General features: G+C 65.3%; 30 protein-coding genes. 29 read left to right on the top strand and 1 reads right to left on the bottom strand.

Annotation, left to right across the window (positions count from 1 at the left end; translation table 11 throughout):
• A partial coding sequence (locus tag L632_RS0115600) for an EF-Tu/IF-2/RF-3 family GTPase (protein ID WP_028717098.1) occupies positions 1-679 on the top strand: 679 nt, incomplete at its 5' end.
• Between the two features lie 268 nt (positions 680-947).
• Here the strand turns inward: L632_RS0115600 and L632_RS24400 are convergent.
• Positions 948-1,085 (bottom strand): hypothetical protein, encoded by a 138-nt coding sequence (locus L632_RS24400; protein WP_156933671.1) that lies wholly within the window; start codon positions 1,083-1,085, stop codon positions 948-950.
• Between the two features lie 564 nt (positions 1,086-1,649).
• Between L632_RS24400 and rpsJ the strand changes: the two genes are divergently transcribed.
• From rpsJ to rplQ, 28 genes are all read left to right on the top strand, one after another.
• On the top strand, positions 1,650-1,958 hold the full coding sequence (rpsJ, locus tag L632_RS0115590; protein WP_010400227.1) for a 30S ribosomal protein S10: 309 nt from the start codon (positions 1,650-1,652) through the stop codon (positions 1,956-1,958).
• A gap of 10 nt (positions 1,959-1,968) precedes the next feature.
• Positions 1,969-2,706, top strand: a complete 738-nt coding sequence (rplC, locus tag L632_RS0115585) for a 50S ribosomal protein L3 (protein WP_036698479.1) — start codon at positions 1,969-1,971, stop codon at positions 2,704-2,706.
• A complete protein-coding gene (gene rplD / locus L632_RS0115580) occupies positions 2,706-3,326 on the top strand; it encodes a 50S ribosomal protein L4 (RefSeq protein WP_028717097.1) in 621 nt (206 codons plus the stop codon). The genes rplC and rplD overlap by 1 nt, the downstream gene beginning before the upstream one ends.
• Complete coding sequence (locus L632_RS0115575; protein WP_028713572.1) at positions 3,323-3,619, top strand: 50S ribosomal protein L23; 297 nt, start codon at positions 3,323-3,325, stop codon at positions 3,617-3,619. The genes rplD and L632_RS0115575 overlap by 4 nt, the downstream gene beginning before the upstream one ends.
• Positions 3,620-3,713: 94 nt before the next feature.
• Positions 3,714-4,550 (top strand): 50S ribosomal protein L2, encoded by an 837-nt coding sequence (gene rplB / locus L632_RS0115570; RefSeq protein ID WP_028713571.1) that lies wholly within the window; start codon positions 3,714-3,716, stop codon positions 4,548-4,550.
• A gap of 3 nt (positions 4,551-4,553) precedes the next feature.
• Complete coding sequence (gene rpsS / locus L632_RS0115565) at positions 4,554-4,832, top strand: 30S ribosomal protein S19 (RefSeq protein ID WP_028713570.1); 279 nt, start codon at positions 4,554-4,556, stop codon at positions 4,830-4,832.
• 5 nt (positions 4,833-4,837) lie between these two features.
• Entirely contained in the window at positions 4,838-5,218 is a 381-nt protein-coding gene (gene rplV, locus L632_RS0115560; protein ID WP_036698477.1) for a 50S ribosomal protein L22, read from the top strand.
• Positions 5,218-5,940 (top strand): 30S ribosomal protein S3, encoded by a 723-nt coding sequence (gene rpsC / locus L632_RS0115555; protein ID WP_028713568.1) that lies wholly within the window; start codon positions 5,218-5,220, stop codon positions 5,938-5,940. Before rplV ends, rpsC begins: the two co-directional genes overlap by 1 nt.
• Before the next feature lie 12 nt (positions 5,941-5,952).
• Positions 5,953-6,366 (top strand): 50S ribosomal protein L16, encoded by a 414-nt coding sequence (rplP, locus tag L632_RS0115550; RefSeq protein ID WP_024844057.1) that lies wholly within the window; start codon positions 5,953-5,955, stop codon positions 6,364-6,366.
• A gap of 216 nt (positions 6,367-6,582) precedes the next feature.
• Entirely contained in the window at positions 6,583-6,789 is a 207-nt protein-coding gene (gene rpmC / locus L632_RS0115545; RefSeq protein WP_028713567.1) for a 50S ribosomal protein L29, read from the top strand.
• 12 nt (positions 6,790-6,801) lie between these two features.
• A complete protein-coding gene (rpsQ, locus tag L632_RS0115540; RefSeq protein ID WP_028713566.1) occupies positions 6,802-7,050 on the top strand; it encodes a 30S ribosomal protein S17 in 249 nt (82 codons plus the stop codon).
• Between the two features lie 76 nt (positions 7,051-7,126).
• Positions 7,127-7,495: a 50S ribosomal protein L14 gene (rplN, locus tag L632_RS0115535; RefSeq protein ID WP_010400243.1), complete on the top strand. Its 369-nt coding sequence runs from the start codon at positions 7,127-7,129 to the stop codon at positions 7,493-7,495.
• Positions 7,495-7,800, top strand: a complete 306-nt coding sequence (gene rplX / locus L632_RS0115530; protein WP_028713565.1) for a 50S ribosomal protein L24 — start codon at positions 7,495-7,497, stop codon at positions 7,798-7,800. The genes rplN and rplX overlap by 1 nt, the downstream gene beginning before the upstream one ends.
• Positions 7,800-8,360: a 50S ribosomal protein L5 gene (gene rplE / locus L632_RS0115525; RefSeq protein WP_036698471.1), complete on the top strand. Its 561-nt coding sequence runs from the start codon at positions 7,800-7,802 to the stop codon at positions 8,358-8,360. The genes rplX and rplE overlap by 1 nt, the downstream gene beginning before the upstream one ends.
• Positions 8,361-8,378: 18 nt before the next feature.
• Positions 8,379-8,684, top strand: a complete 306-nt coding sequence (rpsN, locus tag L632_RS0115520) for a 30S ribosomal protein S14 (protein ID WP_019351974.1) — start codon at positions 8,379-8,381, stop codon at positions 8,682-8,684.
• Positions 8,685-8,693: 9 nt separating this feature from the next.
• A complete protein-coding gene (gene rpsH / locus L632_RS0115515; protein ID WP_028713563.1) occupies positions 8,694-9,092 on the top strand; it encodes a 30S ribosomal protein S8 in 399 nt (132 codons plus the stop codon).
• Positions 9,093-9,102: 10 nt separating this feature from the next.
• Entirely contained in the window at positions 9,103-9,636 is a 534-nt protein-coding gene (gene rplF / locus L632_RS0115510) for a 50S ribosomal protein L6 (RefSeq protein ID WP_028713562.1), read from the top strand.
• 12 nt (positions 9,637-9,648) lie between these two features.
• The gene (gene rplR / locus L632_RS0115505) at positions 9,649-10,008 is read left to right on the top strand and encodes a 50S ribosomal protein L18 (RefSeq protein ID WP_036698468.1); all 360 of its coding nucleotides are present in this window, start codon (positions 9,649-9,651) and stop codon (positions 10,006-10,008) included.
• Positions 10,009-10,139: 131 nt separating this feature from the next.
• Positions 10,140-10,709 carry a 30S ribosomal protein S5 gene (rpsE, locus tag L632_RS0115500; RefSeq protein ID WP_028713560.1) on the top strand — a complete coding sequence of 190 codons (570 nt, stop codon included), beginning with the start codon at positions 10,140-10,142 and terminating at the stop codon, positions 10,707-10,709.
• A 12-nt stretch (positions 10,710-10,721) separates the two neighbouring features.
• Positions 10,722-10,910, top strand: coding sequence for a 50S ribosomal protein L30 (gene rpmD / locus L632_RS0115495; RefSeq protein WP_028713559.1), 189 nt, complete (start codon positions 10,722-10,724; stop codon positions 10,908-10,910).
• A 195-nt stretch (positions 10,911-11,105) separates the two neighbouring features.
• A complete protein-coding gene (locus tag L632_RS0115490) occupies positions 11,106-11,789 on the top strand; it encodes a hypothetical protein (RefSeq protein ID WP_232220986.1) in 684 nt (227 codons plus the stop codon).
• Positions 11,790-12,195: 406 nt separating this feature from the next.
• Entirely contained in the window at positions 12,196-12,693 is a 498-nt protein-coding gene (gene rplO, locus L632_RS0115485) for a 50S ribosomal protein L15 (RefSeq protein ID WP_028713557.1), read from the top strand.
• A 105-nt stretch (positions 12,694-12,798) separates the two neighbouring features.
• A complete protein-coding gene (secY, locus tag L632_RS0115480) occupies positions 12,799-14,172 on the top strand; it encodes a preprotein translocase subunit SecY (RefSeq protein WP_028713556.1) in 1,374 nt (457 codons plus the stop codon).
• Positions 14,173-14,208: 36 nt separating this feature from the next.
• Positions 14,209-14,865 (top strand): adenylate kinase, encoded by a 657-nt coding sequence (locus L632_RS0115475; protein WP_028713555.1) that lies wholly within the window; start codon positions 14,209-14,211, stop codon positions 14,863-14,865.
• A 163-nt stretch (positions 14,866-15,028) separates the two neighbouring features.
• Positions 15,029-15,397: a 30S ribosomal protein S13 gene (gene rpsM / locus L632_RS0115470; protein ID WP_028713554.1), complete on the top strand. Its 369-nt coding sequence runs from the start codon at positions 15,029-15,031 to the stop codon at positions 15,395-15,397.
• Positions 15,398-15,412: 15 nt separating this feature from the next.
• A complete protein-coding gene (gene rpsK / locus L632_RS0115465; RefSeq protein ID WP_028713553.1) occupies positions 15,413-15,802 on the top strand; it encodes a 30S ribosomal protein S11 in 390 nt (129 codons plus the stop codon).
• Between the two features lie 117 nt (positions 15,803-15,919).
• Positions 15,920-16,936 (top strand): DNA-directed RNA polymerase subunit alpha, encoded by a 1,017-nt coding sequence (locus L632_RS0115460; protein WP_028717095.1) that lies wholly within the window; start codon positions 15,920-15,922, stop codon positions 16,934-16,936.
• Between the two features lie 120 nt (positions 16,937-17,056).
• Complete coding sequence (gene rplQ / locus L632_RS0115455; protein ID WP_028713551.1) at positions 17,057-17,479, top strand: 50S ribosomal protein L17; 423 nt, start codon at positions 17,057-17,059, stop codon at positions 17,477-17,479.
• The last annotated feature ends 222 nt before the right edge of the window (positions 17,480-17,701 follow it).

Below are 17,701 nucleotides of genomic sequence, written 5' to 3'. Positions count from 1 at the left end.
CAAGGGCTCGGCGCTGGCGGCGCTGGAAGGCCGCGACAAGGAGATCGGCGAGGATTCGATCCGGGCGCTGATCGCCGCCGTGGACGAATACATCCCGACGCCCGAGCGCGCGGTTGACCAGCCGTTCCTGATGCCGATCGAGGACGTGTTCTCGATCTCGGGCCGGGGCACGGTGGTGACCGGCCGCGTCGAGCGCGGCGCGGTGAACGTGGGCGACGAGCTNGAGATCGTCGGCATCCGCCCGACGAAGAAGACCACCTGCACCGGGGTGGAGATGTTCCGCAAGCTCCTGGACCGCGGCGAGGCCGGCGACAACATCGGCGCGCTGCTGCGCGGCGTGGAGCGCGACGGGGTGGAGCGCGGCCAGGTGCTGGCGAAGCCCGGCTCGGTGACGCCGCATACCGAGTTCGAGGCCGAGGCCTATATCCTGACCAAGGAAGAGGGCGGCCGGCACACGCCGTTCTTCGCGAACTATCGTCCGCAGTTCTATTTCCGGACCACGGACGTGACCGGGACGGTTCGTCTGCCCGAGGGCACCGAGATGGTGATGCCGGGCGACAACCTGAAGTTCACGGTGGAGCTGATCGCGCCGATCGCGATGGAAGAGAAGCTGCGCTTCGCGATCCGCGAGGGCGGCCGCACGGTCGGCGCCGGCGTGGTGTCGAAGATCCTGAAGTGACGGGCTGGTCCGCGGCGGCCGGGTGGCGGGGCGCAGGCCCGCGCTGCCTTGCGCCGCGGGCTTTGCGCTCCGGGACCGTCATCGGGTGATCCCTGCCGGGATATCGCGATGAGGAAGGCCGCTCCGCGAGGGGCGGCCTTTGCCGTTTGGGGCGGCGCGGGCTTTCCGGGGCTCTGCCCCGGACCCCGGGATATTTACGCAAGAAAGAAGCGGCGGGCGCGGGGCGGCCCAGGGCGAGGGCGCGCGGGCGGGTGCCGGGGCGTGGTTTTCAGATCAGTTCGGCAAGGCCCGCGCGACGGAATTCCTTGCGGATGCTGCCGATCGTTTCGTCCCGGTCGATATCGGACCGGGCCAGGGTCCGCAGCCAGCAGCGCGCATCCGCGATCAAGCAGGCGCGGTATTCCACCGGGGCGCTCATGTAGCGCCAGATCGATTCCGTGCCGCAGCAGGACCGCCTGCAATTTTTCCGTGTCATGGAAGGCGATGCCATGCGGCGGCATTGGCGTCCCGTCCCGTCCGACCGGCCGGGCGAAGGCGGCAATGACCGGTGCGTAGCCGAGTGGGCGGCAGCAGGGCGCCAGCTTTTCGCGCGCCATGACGCTGTGCGGGCGGCGGCGCGGGATCAGGATTTTCTGGTCCACCCGGCCCAGCAGCTGGCGGTCGTGCATCGCCGATCTCCCTGGCGGGGCGGTGCGGGGTGACGAGCGCCTGGCCCGCGCCGGCTCTCCTATCCCGGGATTGCGGTGGCGCAAGCGCCGGGTCGGCCCCGGCCAGGCTTGACCGCGCCGGCCGAAGCGGCTAAAGGGGCGCCATCGCCGCCGCTCCTCGTCCTTTTTCACGGAGAATCGGTTGCATTGTGCCGGGCCGCCATGTAATGGGGCGGCCTGCTCTTATTTGATACGGTTCGATGCTGGCAGCGCGTGGTGTGCGGTCAGCCTCTCAACTGGAACTCCCCGCAAGAGGGATGATAATGCAAAGCCAGAATATCCGCATCCGGCTGAAGGCGTTCGATTACCGCGTCCTGGATGCCAGCACGCAGGAAATCGTCAACACCGCCAAGCGCACCGGCGCCCAGGTCCGTGGTCCGATTCCGCTGCCCAACAAGATCGAGAAATTCACCGTTCTGCGCGGTCCGCATATCGACAAGAAATCCCGCGACCAGTGGGAAATCCGCACGCACAAGCGCCTGCTGGACATCGTCGACCCGACCCCCCAGACCGTGGACGCCCTGATGAAGCTCGACCTCGCCGCCGGCGTGGATGTCGAGATCAAGGTGTAAGGAGGCTGACATGCTGCGGACTGGTGTTATCGCCAAGAAGCTGGGCATGACCCGGCTGTTCCTGGAAGACGGGCGTCAGGTGCCCGTCACCGTTCTGCACGTGGACAACGTGCAGGTCATCGCTCAGCGCACCGCCGAGAAAGACGGCTACGTGGCGCTGCAGCTCGGCGCGGGCGAGGCCAAGGCCAAGCGCACGACCGCCGCGCTGCGCGGCCATTTCGCCAAGGCGAATGTCGCGCCCAAGCGCAAGATCGCGGAATTCCGCGTCGCGCCGGAAAACCTGGTGGAAGTGGGCGAGGAGATCATCGCCGACCACTATTTCGAGGGCCAGTATGTCGACATCGCCGGCACCTCGATCGGCAAGGGCTTTGCCGGTGCGATGAAGCGGCACAATTTCGGCGGTCTGCGCGCCTCGCATGGCGTGTCGATCAGCCACCGCTCGCATGGTTCGACCGGCCAGTGCCAGGACCCGGGCAAGGTGTTCAAGGGCAAGAAGATGGCGGGTCACCTCGGGGCCGTCCGCGTCACCACCCAGAACCTGCAGGTCGTCAAGACCGATGCCGAGCGTGGCCTGATCATGGTCAAGGGCTCGGTCCCGGGTTCGAAGGGCGGCTGGGTCACGATCAAGGACGCCGTGAAGAAGCCGCTGGCCGAAAACACCGTTTTCCCGGCCGCGACCCGTTCGAAAGCTGCCCAGGCCGAGGCTGCCGCCCCCGCCGAGGCCGCCGCGCCCGAAGGAGACAACTGATGAAACTCGACGTTATCACGCTCGATGCCGGCAAGGCCGGGGACATCGACCTGAGCGATGACATCTTCGGGCTCGAGCCGCGTGCGGACCTGCTGCATCGCGTCGTGCGCTGGCAGCGTGCGAAAGCGCAGGCGGGCACCCATTCGGTGCTGGGCAAGTCGGATGTCAGCTACTCGACCAAGAAGATCTACCGCCAGAAGGGCACCGGCGGCGCCCGCCACGGTTCGCGCAAGGCGCCGATCTTCCGTCACGGCGGCGTCTACAAGGGCCCGACCCCGCGCTCGCACGCCTTCGGCCTGCCCAAGAAGGTCCGCGCGCTCGGCCTGAAGCACGCGCTGTCGGCCAAGGCCGCCGCGGGTGAGCTGGTCGTCGTGGACAGCCTGAACATCGCGGAAGCCAAGACCGCGGCCGTCGCCAAGGCGGTCAAGGAAAACGGCTGGAAGCGGGTTCTGGTGATCGACGGCGCCGAAGTGAACGAGAACTTCGCCCGCGCCGCCCGCAACCTGGAAGGCGTCGATGTGCTGCCCTCGATCGGTGCCAATGTCTATGACATCCTGCGCCGGGATACGCTCGTGCTGACCCGCGCCGGTGTCGAAGCCCTGGAGGCTCGCCTGAAATGAGCGTGAAACCCGAACATTACGACGTGATCGTCAAGCCGATCATCACCGAGAAGGCGACGCTGGTCTCCGAGGCCAACGCCTATGTCTTCGAGGTGGCCAAGGATTCGAGCAAGCCGGCGATCAAGCAGGCCGTCGAGGCCCTGTTCAACGTCAAGGTGAAGGCGGTCAACACCACCATCACCAAGGGCAAGACCAAGCGTTTCCGCGGCCGCCCCGGCGTCCGCTCGGACGTGAAGAAGGCCTATGTGACGCTGGAAGCTGGCAACAGCATCGACGTCTCGACCGGCCTCTGATAGAAGCCGACGAATCGACGGCCCCGGCAGCGGGGCCGTCGCCTTTTGACTGAAACGGACCAATCACGGTCCAAAGCAACGGAAGACAGAGAGCATGGCACTCAAGTCGTATAAGCCGACGACGCCTGGCCAGCGTGGGCTGGTTCTGATCGACCGTTCGGAGCTTTGGAAAGGGCGCCCGGTCAAATCCCTCACCGAGGGGCTGACCAAGAACGGCGGCCGGAACAACACCGGACGGATCACGATGCGCCGCAAGGGCGGCGGGGCGAAGCGTCTCTACCGCATCGTCGATTTCAAACGCACCAAGTTCGATGTTTCGGCCACGGTCGAGCGGATCGAATACGATCCCAACCGCACCGCCTTCATCGCGCTGATCAAATATGAAGACGGCGAGCAGGCCTATATCCTGGCGCCGCAGCGCCTGGCCGTGGGCGACAAGGTGATCGCCGGCGCCAAGGTCGACGTGAAGCCCGGCAACGCCATGCCCTTCAGCGGCATGCCGATCGGCACCATCGTCCACAACGTCGAGCTGAAGCCCGGCAAGGGCGGCCAGATCGCCCGCTCGGCCGGCACCTATGCCCAGTTCGTCGGCCGCGACGGCGGCTATGCCCAGATCCGCCTCAGCTCGGGCGAGCTGCGCCTGGTCCGTCAGGAATGCATGGCCACCATCGGCGCCGTGTCGAATGCCGACCATTCGAACCAGAACCTCGGCAAGGCCGGCCGCAACCGCCACAAGGGCATCCGCCCGAGCGTGCGCGGCGTCGCGATGAACCCGATCGACCACCCGCATGGCGGTGGCGAGGGCCGGACCTCGGGTGGCCGCCACCCGGTCACCCCCTGGGGCAAGGGCACCAAGGGCAACCGCACCCGCACGAACAAATCGACCGACAAGTACATCCTGCGGTCGCGTCACGCGAAGAAGGGACGCTAATCCATGGCACGTTCAGTTTGGAAGGGCCCCTTTGTCGACGCATATGTGCTTCGCAAGGCGGAAAAGGCCCGCGAATCCGGCAAGTCGGATGTCATCAAGATCTGGTCGCGCCGTTCGACCATCCTGCCGCAATTCGTCGGCCTGACCTTCGGCGTCTACAATGGTCACAAGCACATCCCGGTCGCCGTGACCGAGGAGATGATCGGCCAGAAGTTCGGTGAATATTCGCCGACGCGGACCTATTACGGTCACGCCGCCGACAAGAAAGCGAAAAGGAAGTAATCGTCATGGGTAAGGAACAGAATCCGCGCCGCGTGGCGGAGAACGAGGCGTTCGCGAAGACCAAGATGCTGCGCACCTCGCCACAGAAGCTGAATCTGGTCGCGGCGCTGATCCGCGGCAAGAAGGTGGACAAGGCCCTGGCCGACCTGACCTTCTCGAAGCGCCGCATCGCCGGCGACGTGAAGAAATGCCTGCAATCGGCCATCGCCAATGCCGAGAACAACCATAACCTCGACGTGGACAATCTGATCGTCGCCGAGGCCTGGGTCGGCAAGAACCTGGTCATGAAGCGTGGCCGTCCGCGCGCCCGTGGTCGTTACGGCAAGATCATGAAGCCGTTTTCGGAAATCACCATCAAGGTGCGTCAGGTCGAGGAGCGCGCGTAATGGGTCAGAAGGTAAACCCCATCGGGATGCGTCTCCAGGTCAACCGCACCTGGGACAGCCGCTGGTATGCGGATGACAAGGACTACGGCAATCTGCTGCTGGAAGACCTGAAGATCCGCGACTTCATCCATCAGGAAGTGAAGCAGGCCGGCGTCAGCCGCGTCATCATCGAGCGCCCGCACAAGAAGTGCCGCGTCACGATCTATGCCGCGCGTCCGGGCGTGATCATTGGCAAGAAGGGCGCCGATATCGAGACCCTGCGCAAGAAGCTTGCGAACTTCACCGCCTCGGAACTGCACCTCAACATCGTCGAGGTCCGCAAGCCCGAGCTGGACGCCCAGCTGGTGGCCGAGTCGATCGCCCAGCAGCTGGAACGCCGGGTGTCGTTCCGCCGCGCCATGAAGCGCGCGGTGCAGAACGCCATGCGCATGGGCGCGCTGGGGATCCGGGTGAACGTCTCGGGCCGCCTGGGCGGCGCCGAGATCGCCCGCACCGAATGGTATCGCGAGGGCCGGGTGCCGCTGCACACGCTGCGCGCCGACATCGACTATGCGCTGTCGGAGGCCTCGACCCCCTACGGGATCATCGGCGTGAAGGTCTGGATCTTCAAGGGCGAGATCATGGAGCACGATCCGCAGGCCCGCGACCGCCGCGCCACCGAAGCGCAGGACGGCCCGTCGCCCCGCGGCCCGCGCCGTGATCGCGACCGCGACGCGCGCTAAGGAGAAGAAGCAATGCTGCAACCGAAACGGACCAAGTTCCGCAAACAGCACAAGGGCCGCATCCACGGCGAAGCCAAGGGCGGGTTCAACCTGAACTTCGGCTCCTACGCGCTGAAGGCCATCGAGCCCGAGCGCGTCACCGCGCGCCAGATCGAAGCGGCCCGCCGCGCGATCACCCGCCACATGAAGCGTCAGGGCCGGGTCTGGATCCGGATCTTCCCGGACGTGCCGGTTTCCTCGAAGCCGACCGAAGTGCGGATGGGTAAGGGCAAGGGTTCGGTGGACTACTGGGCCGCCCGCGTCCATCCCGGCCGGATCATGTTCGAGATCGACGGCGTGAACGACGCCATCGCCCGCGAAGCCCTGCGCCTGGGCGCGCAGAAGCTGCCGGTGCTGACCCGCATCGTCGCGCGCGAAGACTGGTAAGGCGGCGCGGGCGCGCCTCGGCGCCCCGCCCACCGAAGCGAGAGAGATGGGCCCCGCCGGAGAACGGCGGGGCGCTTCATTTGCAGCCCTTCCCGCAAAGAGGGTTGCCAAGAACCGGCGATGCCTGTATGGGCAAGCCTTCACATGAAACTCCACCGGAATCAGGGTGGCCCTGCATGGCAGGGGCTCTCCGGTGATGTTGAAAGGAAAAGGCGCATGAAAGCGCAGGAACTGAAAGACAAGACGCCTGACCAGCTGAAGGAACAGCTGCTCGCGCTGAAGAAGGAAGCGTTCAACCTGCGCTTCCAGCAGGCCACCGGCCAGCTCGAATCGACCGCCCGCATGCGCGCCGTCCGCCGCGACGTCGCCCGTGTGAAAACCATTCTGAACCAGAAAGCGGCGGAAGCCGCGGCGTCGAACTAAGGAGCCCGGTCCATGCCCAAACGCATCCTGCAAGGCAAGGTCGTCAGCGACAAGAACGAACAGACCGTCACCGTCCTGGTCGAGCGTCGCTTCAAGCATCCGCTGCTGCACAAGACCGTGCGGTCGTCCAAGAAATACCGCGCGCATGACGCGCAGAACCAGTTCAAGGTCGGTGACACCGTTCGCATCGTCGAATGCGCGCCGATCTCGAAGACCAAGCGCTGGACCGTGCTGACCGAAGCCACCGAGGCTTCGGCCTGAGGCCCAGTTTAATCGATACCCTGGGGCCGGCCCATGATCATGGTCGTGCCGGTCCCCAAAGGTCGGGAGTAACCAAATGATCCAGATGCAGACCAATCTGGATGTCGCTGACAACTCCGGCGCGCGCCGGGTGCAGTGCATCAAGGTCCTGGGTGGTTCGCACCGTCGCTATGCGTCGGTGGGCGACATCATCGTCGTCTCCGTCAAGGAGGCCATCCCGCGCGGCCGCGTGAAGAAAGGTGACGTCCGCAAGGCCGTCGTCGTGCGCACCGCCAAAGAAGTGAAGCGCGAGGACGGCACCTCGATCCGCTTCGACCGCAACGCCGCCGTCATCCTGAACAACCAGGGCGAACCGGTCGGCACCCGTATCTTCGGGCCGGTCGTGCGCGAGCTGCGCGCCAAGAACTTCATGAAGATCATCTCGCTCGCCCCGGAGGTGCTGTAATGGCTGCCAAGCTGAAAAAGGGCGACAAGGTCGTCGTGCTGACCGGCAAGGACAAGGGCAAGCAGGGCGAGATCGCCGCGGTGTTCCCGAAAGAGAACAAGGCGGTCGTTGACGGCGTCAACATCGCGATCCGTCACCAGCGCCAGACCCAGAACACCCAGGGCGGCCGCGTGGCGAAAGCCATGCCGATCGACCTGTCGAACCTGGCGCTGCTGGACAAGAACGGCAAAGCGACCCGCGTCGGCTTCCGCGTGGAAGACGGCAAGAAGGTCCGCTTCGCCAAGACCACGGGAGACGTGATCTGATGCTGGACCAAGCCAATTACACCCCGCGCCTCAAGTCGCTCTACAAGGACCAGATCCGCGCCACGCTCAAGGAAGAGTTCGGCTACAAGAACGACATGCAGATCCCGCGCCTGGACAAGATCGTCCTGAACATGGGCATCGGCGAGGCCGTCAAGGACACCAAGAAGGTCAAGCAGGGCGCCGAGGAGCTGTCGCTCATCGCGGGCCAGAAGGCCGTCATCACTAAGGCCAAGAAGTCGATCGCCGGCTTCCGCGTCCGTGAAGAGATGCCGCTGGGCTGCAAGGTGACGCTGCGCGGCGACCGGATGTATGAATTCCTGGACCGCCTGATCAACATCGCGCTGCCCCGCGTCCGCGACTTCCGCGGCGTCAAGGGCTCGGCTTTCGACGGCCGCGGCAACTATGCCATGGGCCTGAAGGAGCACATCGTTTTCCCGGAAATCAACTTCGACAAGGTCGACGAAGTTCTGGGGATGGACATCATCATCTGCACCACCGCGAAGACCGACGCGGAAGCGAAATCTCTGCTGAAGGCATTCAACATGCCTTTCAACAGCTGATCGCGGAGGGAAGAAGATATGGCTAAGAAATCCATGGTCGAGCGCGAGAAGAAGCGCGAGCGTCTGGTTCAGAAGTACGCCGCCAAGCGCGCCGCGCTGAACGAGATCGTCCACGATCAGTCCCTGCCGATGGAAGAGCGCTTCAAGGCCAGCCTGAAACTGGCTGAACTGCCGCGCAACTCCTCGGCCACGCGTCTGCACAACCGGTGCCAGCTCACCGGCCGTCCGCATGCGTATTACCGTAAACTGAAACTGTCGCGGATCATGCTGCGCGAGCTCGGCTCGTTCGGCCAGATCCCCGGCATGGTCAAATCGAGCTGGTAAGGGGGCAATATGTCGATGAACGATCCTCTCGGCGATATGCTGACCCGCATCCGCAACGCGCAGATGCGCGGCAAATCGACCGTCCGCACGCCCGCCTCCAAGCTGCGCGCCTGGGTGCTCGACGTGCTCAAGGCCGAAGGCTACATCCGCGGCTACGAAAAGGTTGAAACCCCCTCGGGCCATACCGAGCTGGAAATCAGCCTGAAATACTACGAAGGCACCCCGGTGATCCGCGAGCTGGCTCGCGTGTCCAAGCCCGGGCGCCGGGTCTACGCTTCGGTCAAGGAGATCCCGCTGGTTCGCAACGGGCTGGGCGTCTCCATCGTCTCGACGCCGAAAGGCGTGATGTCGGATGCAGCGGCTCGCAACGCCAATGTCGGCGGCGAAGTCCTCTGCACCGTGTTCTAAGGAGGGCAGGATGTCTCGGATTGGTAAGAAGCCGGTCGAACTGCCCAAGGGCGTGACCGCCGAAGTGAAAGGCCAGACGATCGAGGTGAAGGGGCCGAAAGGCACCCGGTCCTTCACCGCGACGGATGACGTGACCCTGAAGGTCGAGGATGGCGGCGTCACCGTGACGCCGCGCGGGCTGTCCAAGCGCGCGCGCCAGCAATGGGGCATGTCGCGCTCGATGGTGGCGAACCTCGTGACCGGCGTCAGCGAAGGCTTCAAGAAAGAGCTGGAAATCCAGGGCGTCGGCTATCGCGCCCAGATGCAGGGCAAGACCCTGAAGCTGGCTCTGGGTTATTCGCATGACGTGAACTTTGAAACCCCGGAAGGCGTGACGATCACGGCCCCGAAGCAGACGGAAATCGTGGTCGAGGGCATCGATCAGCAGATCGTCGGCCAGGTCGCCGCGAACATCCGCGAGTGGCGCCGCCCCGAGCCCTACAAGGGCAAGGGCATCCGCTACAAGGGTGAGGTCGTCTTCCGCAAGGAAGGCAAGAAGAAGTAAGGGGCGCGAGAAATGGCACTGAACAAGAGAGAGCTGTTCCAGAAGCGCCGCCTGCGCGTGCGGAACAAACTGCGGGCCATCTCGGACGGTCGTCCGCGTCTGTCCGTCCACCGTTCTTCCAAGAACATCAGCGTCCAGGTGATCGACGATACGAAAGGGGTCACGCTGGCCTCGGCCTCGTCGCTCGAGAAGGACCTGGGCGTTGTCGGCAAGAACAACCTGGAAGCCGCGGCCAAGATCGGCGCTGCCATTGCGGAGCGCGCAAAGAAGGCCGGCGTCGAAGAGGTGATCTTCGACCGCGGCGGTTTCCTGTTCCACGGCAAGATCAAGGCTCTGGCCGACGCAGCCCGCGAAGGCGGTCTGAAGTTCTGATCTGATGCGGGCGGCGCTTTCCGATAGGGGCGCGCCGCCCCGATGATCCGGGGGCCGGTCGCCCGCGCGGCCGCCCACCAGGATTGGGTTAAACGGCGCGGATCGCGCGCCAGATTACAAGGAATGCCTGAATGGCAGAACGTGAACATCGTCGGGGTCGCCGCGAAGAGCGCGAGGAAACCCCGGAATTCGCCGACCGTCTGGTCGCGATCAACCGCGTGTCGAAAACCGTCAAGGGCGGCAAGCGCTTCGGCTTCGCGGCCCTGGTGGTTGTCGGCGACCAGCGCGGCCGCGTCGGCTTTGGCAAGGGCAAGGCGAAAGAAGTGCCCGAGGCGATCCGCAAGGCGACCGAGCAGGCCAAGCGCGGCCTGATCCGCGTGCCGCTGCGCGACGGCCGCACCCTGCATCATGACATCGAGGGCCGTCACGGCGCCGGCAAGGTCATCATGCGCACCGCCGTCCCGGGCACCGGCATCATCGCCGGCGGCCCGATGCGCGCCGTGTTCGAGATGCTGGGCGTCCAGGACGTCGTGGCCAAGTCGCAGGGCTCGCAGAACCCCTACAACATGATCCGCGCCACCATCGACGGCCTCAAGAAGGAAGCCTCGCCCCGCAACGTCGCCCAGCGTCGTGGCAAGAAGGTGGCCGAGATCCTGCCCTCGAACGACAAGCCGGCCGCCGAAGCCGCCGCCGAAGCGTAAGGAGAGGCAAGAATGGCTAAAACCATCGTCGTCAAGCAGATCGGCTCGCCGATCCGCCGCCCGGCCATCCAGCGCGAGACGCTGAAGGGCCTGGGCCTGAACAAGATGCACCGCACCCGCGAGCTGGAAGACACTCCGGCCGTGCGCGGCATGGTCGCCAAGATCCCGCATCTGGTCACCATCATCGAAGAGCGCGGCTGATCGTCCCGCCTCTGCCGGAAATCAAAACGCCCCGGAGCTGCTCCGGGGCGTTTTCGTTCATCCGTTAACCTTTCGCTAACCCGTTTCCCCTAGGCTCGGCCCATCTTCCAGCCGTTCGAGCCTGCCTTGCCCTGTCTGTTCCGCCCCCTGTTCCGCTGTGTTCTGCCGATCCTTCTGGCCTTGTCCGGCAGTGCGGTGGCCGGTCCCTGGCCGCGTGAGGAGAAGGGCGTCTTCCTGTCCTTCTCGGGCGAGCGCGACGTGCAGGGAAACGCCTATTCCAGCCTCTATGCCGAATATGGCCTGCGCCCGCGTGTGACGCTGGGGCTGGAACTCGGGCGGTCCAGCGGCGGGGAGACCAGCGCCATGTTCTGGCTGCAGCGCGCGCTCGACCGGGGCGAGGGGCCGAACCGCTTCTCGGCGGCGCTTGGCATGGGCGCGCTGGAGCGGCGCGGCGAATACCTGCCGCTGGCGCAGATCGCCGTGGGATGGGGGCGGGGCTTCGATTCGCTGCCGGTCCTGCGCCGCGTCCCGCGCGGCGGCTGGCTGTCGGTCGAGGCGCGCTACAAGATCGCCGGCGCGATGAAGGACGAGGCGGAGATCGCCGAACTCGCCGCCCGGGGTGCGGGGCTGCTAAGCTATCTCACCCCCGAATCCGAGGCCAAGGCCGAGCTTACCCTCGGCTGGCATGCCGGCGAGAGCCTGATGCTCATCGGCCAGGTCCGGGCCGAGGAGCGCGAGGACAGCGGCTTCGGCGCCAAGCTGGCCGTCACGGCGGTCCGCGACCTGATCGGGCCGGCAAGGCTGGAGCTGGGGATGATCGAGCCGCTTTCGGGGCCGGGCGAGCGCGCGGTGAAGCTTGGGCTGTGGGTGGCGTTCTGATCGCGCCGACCTTCAGGGCGTCGCGGGCGAACACCTTACGGCCGGGCGGGCCGCGGTCCGCCTCGTTCGCTCGGCAAAAGCGGGCGGCATCGGGGGATGCCGATCGGCCGGCGGATCGCGCGGCATGGGGCGCGGTCCGCGAGCGGGTCGGTGCGGCGTCCCGAGGCGAAGGATGTGCCCGGTCCTGGCGTGGGCCGGCCGCGACGCATTCTTGACGGGCCGCGCCCGGCGGGCCGGCTTTCCCGGGGTGGTCGTCTCGGGACCATGCCGGGGCCGGGCCAGCTTGACCGCGGCGGTGACAGCCGCTAGAAGCCGCCGGTGTCCCCGTGACACCGACTCAACAAGCAAGAAATGCCGTGTCCGCCCCCTTCGCTTCATGGGGCGCTTCCGGCCAAGGAGAAGCGATATGAAACTGCATGAACTCCGCGACAATCCCGGCGCGAACCGCAAGAAGAAGCGCGTCGCGCGCGGCCCCGGCTCGGGCAAGGGCAAGACCGCCGGCCGCGGCATCAAGGGCCAGACCTCGCGTTCGGGCGTGGCGCTGAACGGTTACGAAGGCGGCCAGATGCCGCTTTACCGCCGCCTGCCCAAGCGCGGCTTCAGCAAGCCGAATCGCCTGGAATTCGCGGTGGTGAACCTGGGCCAGCTGCAGGCCTTCGTCGACGCGGGCAAGCTGGACGCGAAAGCCGACGTGACCGAGGACGCGCTGGTCGCCGCCGGCGTCATCCGCCGCAAGCTGGACGGCGTGCGCGTGCTGGCCAAGGGCGAGCTCAAGGCCGCGCTGAACCTGACCGTCGCCGGTGCGTCGAAAGCCGCCGTCGAGGCCGTCGAGAAGGCGGGCGGCAAGCTCACCGTCACCCGCCCGGCGAAAGAAGCCGAGGCTGACGCTCCCGCGGCCGAATAAGCTGTTGAAGGGCGCGCCCGCGCCCCATAGATAGCTATCCAAGTTTTCCAGGCGCCGCGGGATCGGGAAACGATCCGGCGGCGCTGCCACGAAGGGGCACGAAGCATGGCGTCAGCCGCAGAACAGATGGCCGCGAACCTTTCCTGGGGCGCGCTCGGCAAGGCGACCGAGTTGCGCCAGAGGATCTGGTTCACCCTCGGACTTCTCATCATCTACCGCCTCGGCACCTATATCCCGGTGCCCGGCATCGACGGCGCCGCGCTGCGCAACTTCATGGACCAGGCGCAGGCCGGGCTGGGCGGCATCCTGTCCATGTTCACCGGCGGCGCGCTGGGGCGGATGGGCGTCTTCGCGCTTGGCATCATGCCCTATATCTCGGCCTCGATCATCGTGCAGCTTCTGGCCTCGATGGTCCCGGCGCTCGAGCAGCTCAAGAAAGAGGGCGAGCAGGGCCGCAAGAAGATCAACCAGTATACCCGCTACGGCACCGTGGCGCTGGCGCTGTTCCAGGCCTGGGGCCTTGCCGTCAGCCTGGAGCACGGCAACCTCGCGCATGAGCCGGGGATGTTCTTCCGGGCCTCGGTGGTCATCACCCTGGTCGGCGGCACCATGTTCCTGATGTGGCTGGGCGAGCAGATCACCGCCCGCGGCATCGGCAACGGCATCTCGCTGATCATCTTCGTCGGCATCGTGGCCGAGATCCCGGGGCACCTGGCGCAGTTCCTGGCGCAGGGCCGCTCGGGCGCCATCTCGACCCCGGTGATCCTGGGCGTGATCGTCATGGTCGCCGCGGTGATCGCCTTCGTGGTGTTCATGGAGCGCGCGCTGCGCAAGATCCACATCCAGTATCCGCGCCGTCAGGTCGGGATGAAGATCTATGACGGCCAGTCCAGCCATCTGCCGATCAAGGTGAACCCGGCCGGCGTGATCCCGGCGATCTTCGCCAGCTCGCTGCTGCTCTTGCCGGTGACGATCTCGACCTTCTCGGGCAACCAGACCGGCCCGGTCATGTCGACGATCCTGGCCTATTTCGGTCCCGGACAGCCGCTTTACCTGCTGTTCTTCGCGGCGATGATCATCTTCTTCACCTATTTCTACACGTTCAACGTCAGCTTCAAGACCGAGGACGTGGCCGAGAACCTGAAGAACCAGGGCGGCTTCATCCCCGGCATCCGCCCGGGCAAGCGGACCGAGGATTACCTGACCTATGTGGTGACCCGGATCCTGGTGATCGGCTCGGCCTATCTGGCCTTCGTCTGCCTCCTGCCCGAGATCATCCGCGACCAGCTGGCGATCCCCTTCTACTTCGGCGGCACCTCGGTGCTGATCGTGGTCAGTGTGGTGATGGACACGATCAACCAGGTGCAAAGCCACTTGCTCGCCCATCAATACGAAGGTTTGATCGAGAAATCGCAATTGCGCGGCAAGCGTGGCAAGACGGGGGCGGCCAAGCCCCGCAAGGCCCCCGCGCGCCGTTAAGGGGAAACCCACCATAAGGGGTAGGAGAGGGACGACATGGCGATCAACATCATTCTGCTGGGCCCGCCCGGCGCAGGCAAAGGCACGCAGGCCCGGCGGCTGATCGACGAGCGCGGCCTCGTCCAGCTCTCTACCGGCGACATGCTGCGCGAGGCGCGCAGCTCGGGCACCGAGATGGGCAAGCGTGTCGCCGAGGTCATGGACCGGGGCGAGCTGGTGACCGACGAGATCGTCATCGGGCTGATCCGCGAAAAGCTGGGGCAGGGCGGCAAGGGCTTCATCTTCGACGGCTTCCCGCGCACCCTGGCCCAGGCCGACGCGCTGCAGGCGCTGATGGCCGAGATGGACCAGCGCATCGATGCGGTGATCGAGATGCGGGTGGACGATGCGGCGCTGATCTCGCGCATCACCGGCCGCTTCACCTGCGGCAATTGCGGCGAGGTCTATCACGACGAGACCAAGCCGACGAAAGAGCCGGGCAAATGCGACGTCTGCGGCTCGACCGACCTGCGCCGCCGCGCCGACGACAACGAGGACAGCCTCAAGACCCGGCTGATGGAATATTACAAGAAGACCTCGCCGCTGATCGGCTATTACTATGTCAAGGGCAACCTGAACCCGGTGGACGGCCTGGCCGACATCGACGAGGTGGGGGCGCAGGTGGCCAAGGTGCTGGACCGGATTCCGTCCTAGGCTTGACCTTCCCTTGCGAATCCCTTAATTCGCAGCATCTCGCAAGAGAATCACCCGGGCGTCCCGGGTGCCGCTTCAAGGCCCGAAGGCATGGCTTTCGGGTCTTTGGTTGTGAAAAAAGGTTCCGGCGCTACGGAACCGCAACATGGAAAAGGAACCACGCGTGGCTCGTATTGCTGGCGTCAACATTCCGACGGGGAAACGCGTCCCCATCGCCCTGACCTATATCCACGGGATCGGCCCGAAATTCGCCGAACAGATCATCACGGCTGTCGGCATCGACCCGGCGCGCCGCGTGAACGATCTGTCGGATGCCGAGGTCCTGCAGATCCGCGAATATATCGACGCCAACCTCACCGTCGAAGGCGACCTGCGCCGTGAGACGCAGATGAACATCAAGCGCCTGATGGATCTGGGCTCGTATCGTGGCCTGCGCCACCGCCGCGGCCTGCCGGTCCGCGGTCAGCGCACCCATACCAACGCCCGCACCCGCAAGGGCCCGGCGAAACCGATCGCCGGCAAGAAGAAGTAAGAGGGGGCAGAGGCAATGGCACGCGATAAAACCCGTATCAAGCGCAAGGAACGCAAGAACATCGCCACCGGCGTGGCGCATGTTAACTCGTCCTTCAACAACACCAAGATCCTGATCTCGGACGTGCAGGGCAATGCGATCTCGTGGTCGTCGGCCGGCACCATGGGCTTCAAGGGCTCGCGCAAATCGACCCCCTATGCCGCGCAGATGGCCGCCGAAGACGCCGGCCGCAAGGCGCAGGAGCACGGCGTCCGCACCCTCGAGGTCGAGGTTCAGGGCCCCGGTTCGGGCCGCGAATCGGCGCTGCGCGCGCTGGCCGCCGTCGGCTTCAACATCACGGCCATCCGTGACGTGACCCCGATCGCGCATAACGGCTGCCGCCCGCCGAAACGCCGCCGGGTCTGATCGGCCAAGACTTTGACGCGTTCCGCGCCGTGTTTCGGCGCGGGCGCGCTTTTCGCATTTCACCTCGGGCGTTTCCGGCCACGGTCATGGGTCGGAAACTGGTATGGAGGCAAACGCATGATCCATAAGAATTGGGCTGAACTGATCAAGCCGACCCAGCTTGAAATCAAGCCGGGTGCCGATTCGTCCCGCGTGGCCACCGTCGTGGCGGAACCGCTCGAGCGCGGCTTCGGCCTGACGCTGGGCAACGCGTTGCGGCGGGTGCTGCTGTCCTCGCTGCAGGGCGCCGCCATCACCTCGGTTCAGATCGACAACGTGCTGCATGAATTCTCGTCCGTCCCCGGCGTGCGCGAGGACGTGACCGACATCGTCCTGAACCTCAAGGGCGTGACGCTGAAGATGGAAGTCGACGCGCCCAAGCGCCTGACGCTCTCGGCCAAGGGCCCGGGCGAGGTCAAGGCCGGCGACATCCAGGAAACTGCCGGCATCACCATCCTGAACCGCGACCACGTCATCTGCCATCTCGACGAGGGCGCCGAGCTGCACATGGAGCTGACCGTCGCCAACGGCAAGGGCTATGTCGCGGCCGACAAGAACCGCCCCGAGGACGCGCCCATCGGCCTGATCCCGATCGACGCCATCTTCTCGCCGGTCAAGCGCGTCAGCTACGAGGTCACCCCGACCCGCGAGGGGCAGGTTCTGGACTATGACAAGCTGACGATGAAGGTCGAAACCGACGGTTCGCTGACCCCGGAAGACGCCGTGGCCTATGCCGCGCGCATCATCCAGGACCAGCTTTCGGTTTTCGTGAACTTCGACGAGCCGGAAACCGCTACCCGCTCGGATGCCGAGGACGGGCTGGAATTCGACCCGCGCCTGCTGAAGAAGGTGGACGAGCTGGAGCTTTCGGTGCGTTCGGCCAACTGCCTCAAGAACGACAACATCGTCTATATCGGCGACCTGATCCAGAAGACCGAGGCCGAGATGCTGCGCACCCCGAACTTCGGCCGCAAGTCGCTGAACGAGATCAAGGAGGTGCTGTCCAGCATGGGCCTGCATCTCGGCATGGATGTCGTGGACTGGCCGCCGGAGAACATCGAGGATCTGGCCAAGCGTTTCGACGACCAGTTCTAAGGAATACCGGGGTGCCATGCCCGGCATGGCGCCCCGGAAGACCGGGCATTCCGCCCCAAGGAGAGCGGCCCGCAACGCATGGGCTGCCGGACAAAGCAAAAGACGTGAAGGAGAAACATCATGCGTCACGCCCGCGGCTATCGCCGTCTGAACCGCACCCACGAGCACCGCAAGGCGCTCTTCGCCAACATGGCCGGCTCGCTGATCGAGCATGAGCAGATCAAGACCACCCTGCCCAAGGCCAAGGAACTGCGTCCCATCGTCGAGAAGCTGATCACGCTGGCCAAGCGCGGCGATCTGCATGCCCGCCGTCAGGCGGCCGCCCAGCTCAAGCAGGACGATCACGTCGCCAAGCTCTTCGAGGTGCTGGGCCCGCGCTACAAGGACCGTCAGGGCGGCTATGTCCGTATCCTGAAAGCCGGCTTCCGCTATGGCGACATGGCCCCGATGGCAATCATCGAATTCGTCGAGCGCGACACCAGCGCCAAAGGTGCGGGCGACCGCGCCCGCCTGGAAGCCGAATCGGCTGCTGACGAATCGTAAGAAATTTAACTCTTTCTTAGGGTTAAGCGATCGTATAAGCCCGCAGCCACAGCAATGGCTGCGGGCTTTTTGCAACAGTCACGCGATTGTTGCCCGGCATGCGCAAAATGAACCGATCTGTTCATTTTCTCCAAATGGTTGCATGCGCCTTCGGAAAACATACGGGAATTGCAGGATCGCGGCGCGTCTTGCGCTCGGCGGGGAAAGGCGGCTATGCCCAAA

The sequence above is a fragment of the Paracoccus sp. J39 genome (assembly GCF_000518925.1).
In the GTDB taxonomy this organism is placed as follows: Bacteria; Pseudomonadota; Alphaproteobacteria; order Rhodobacterales; family Rhodobacteraceae; genus Paracoccus.
Note: the sequence above shows the minus strand (reverse complement) of the source record. Positions and strands in the feature narration are given on the sequence as shown.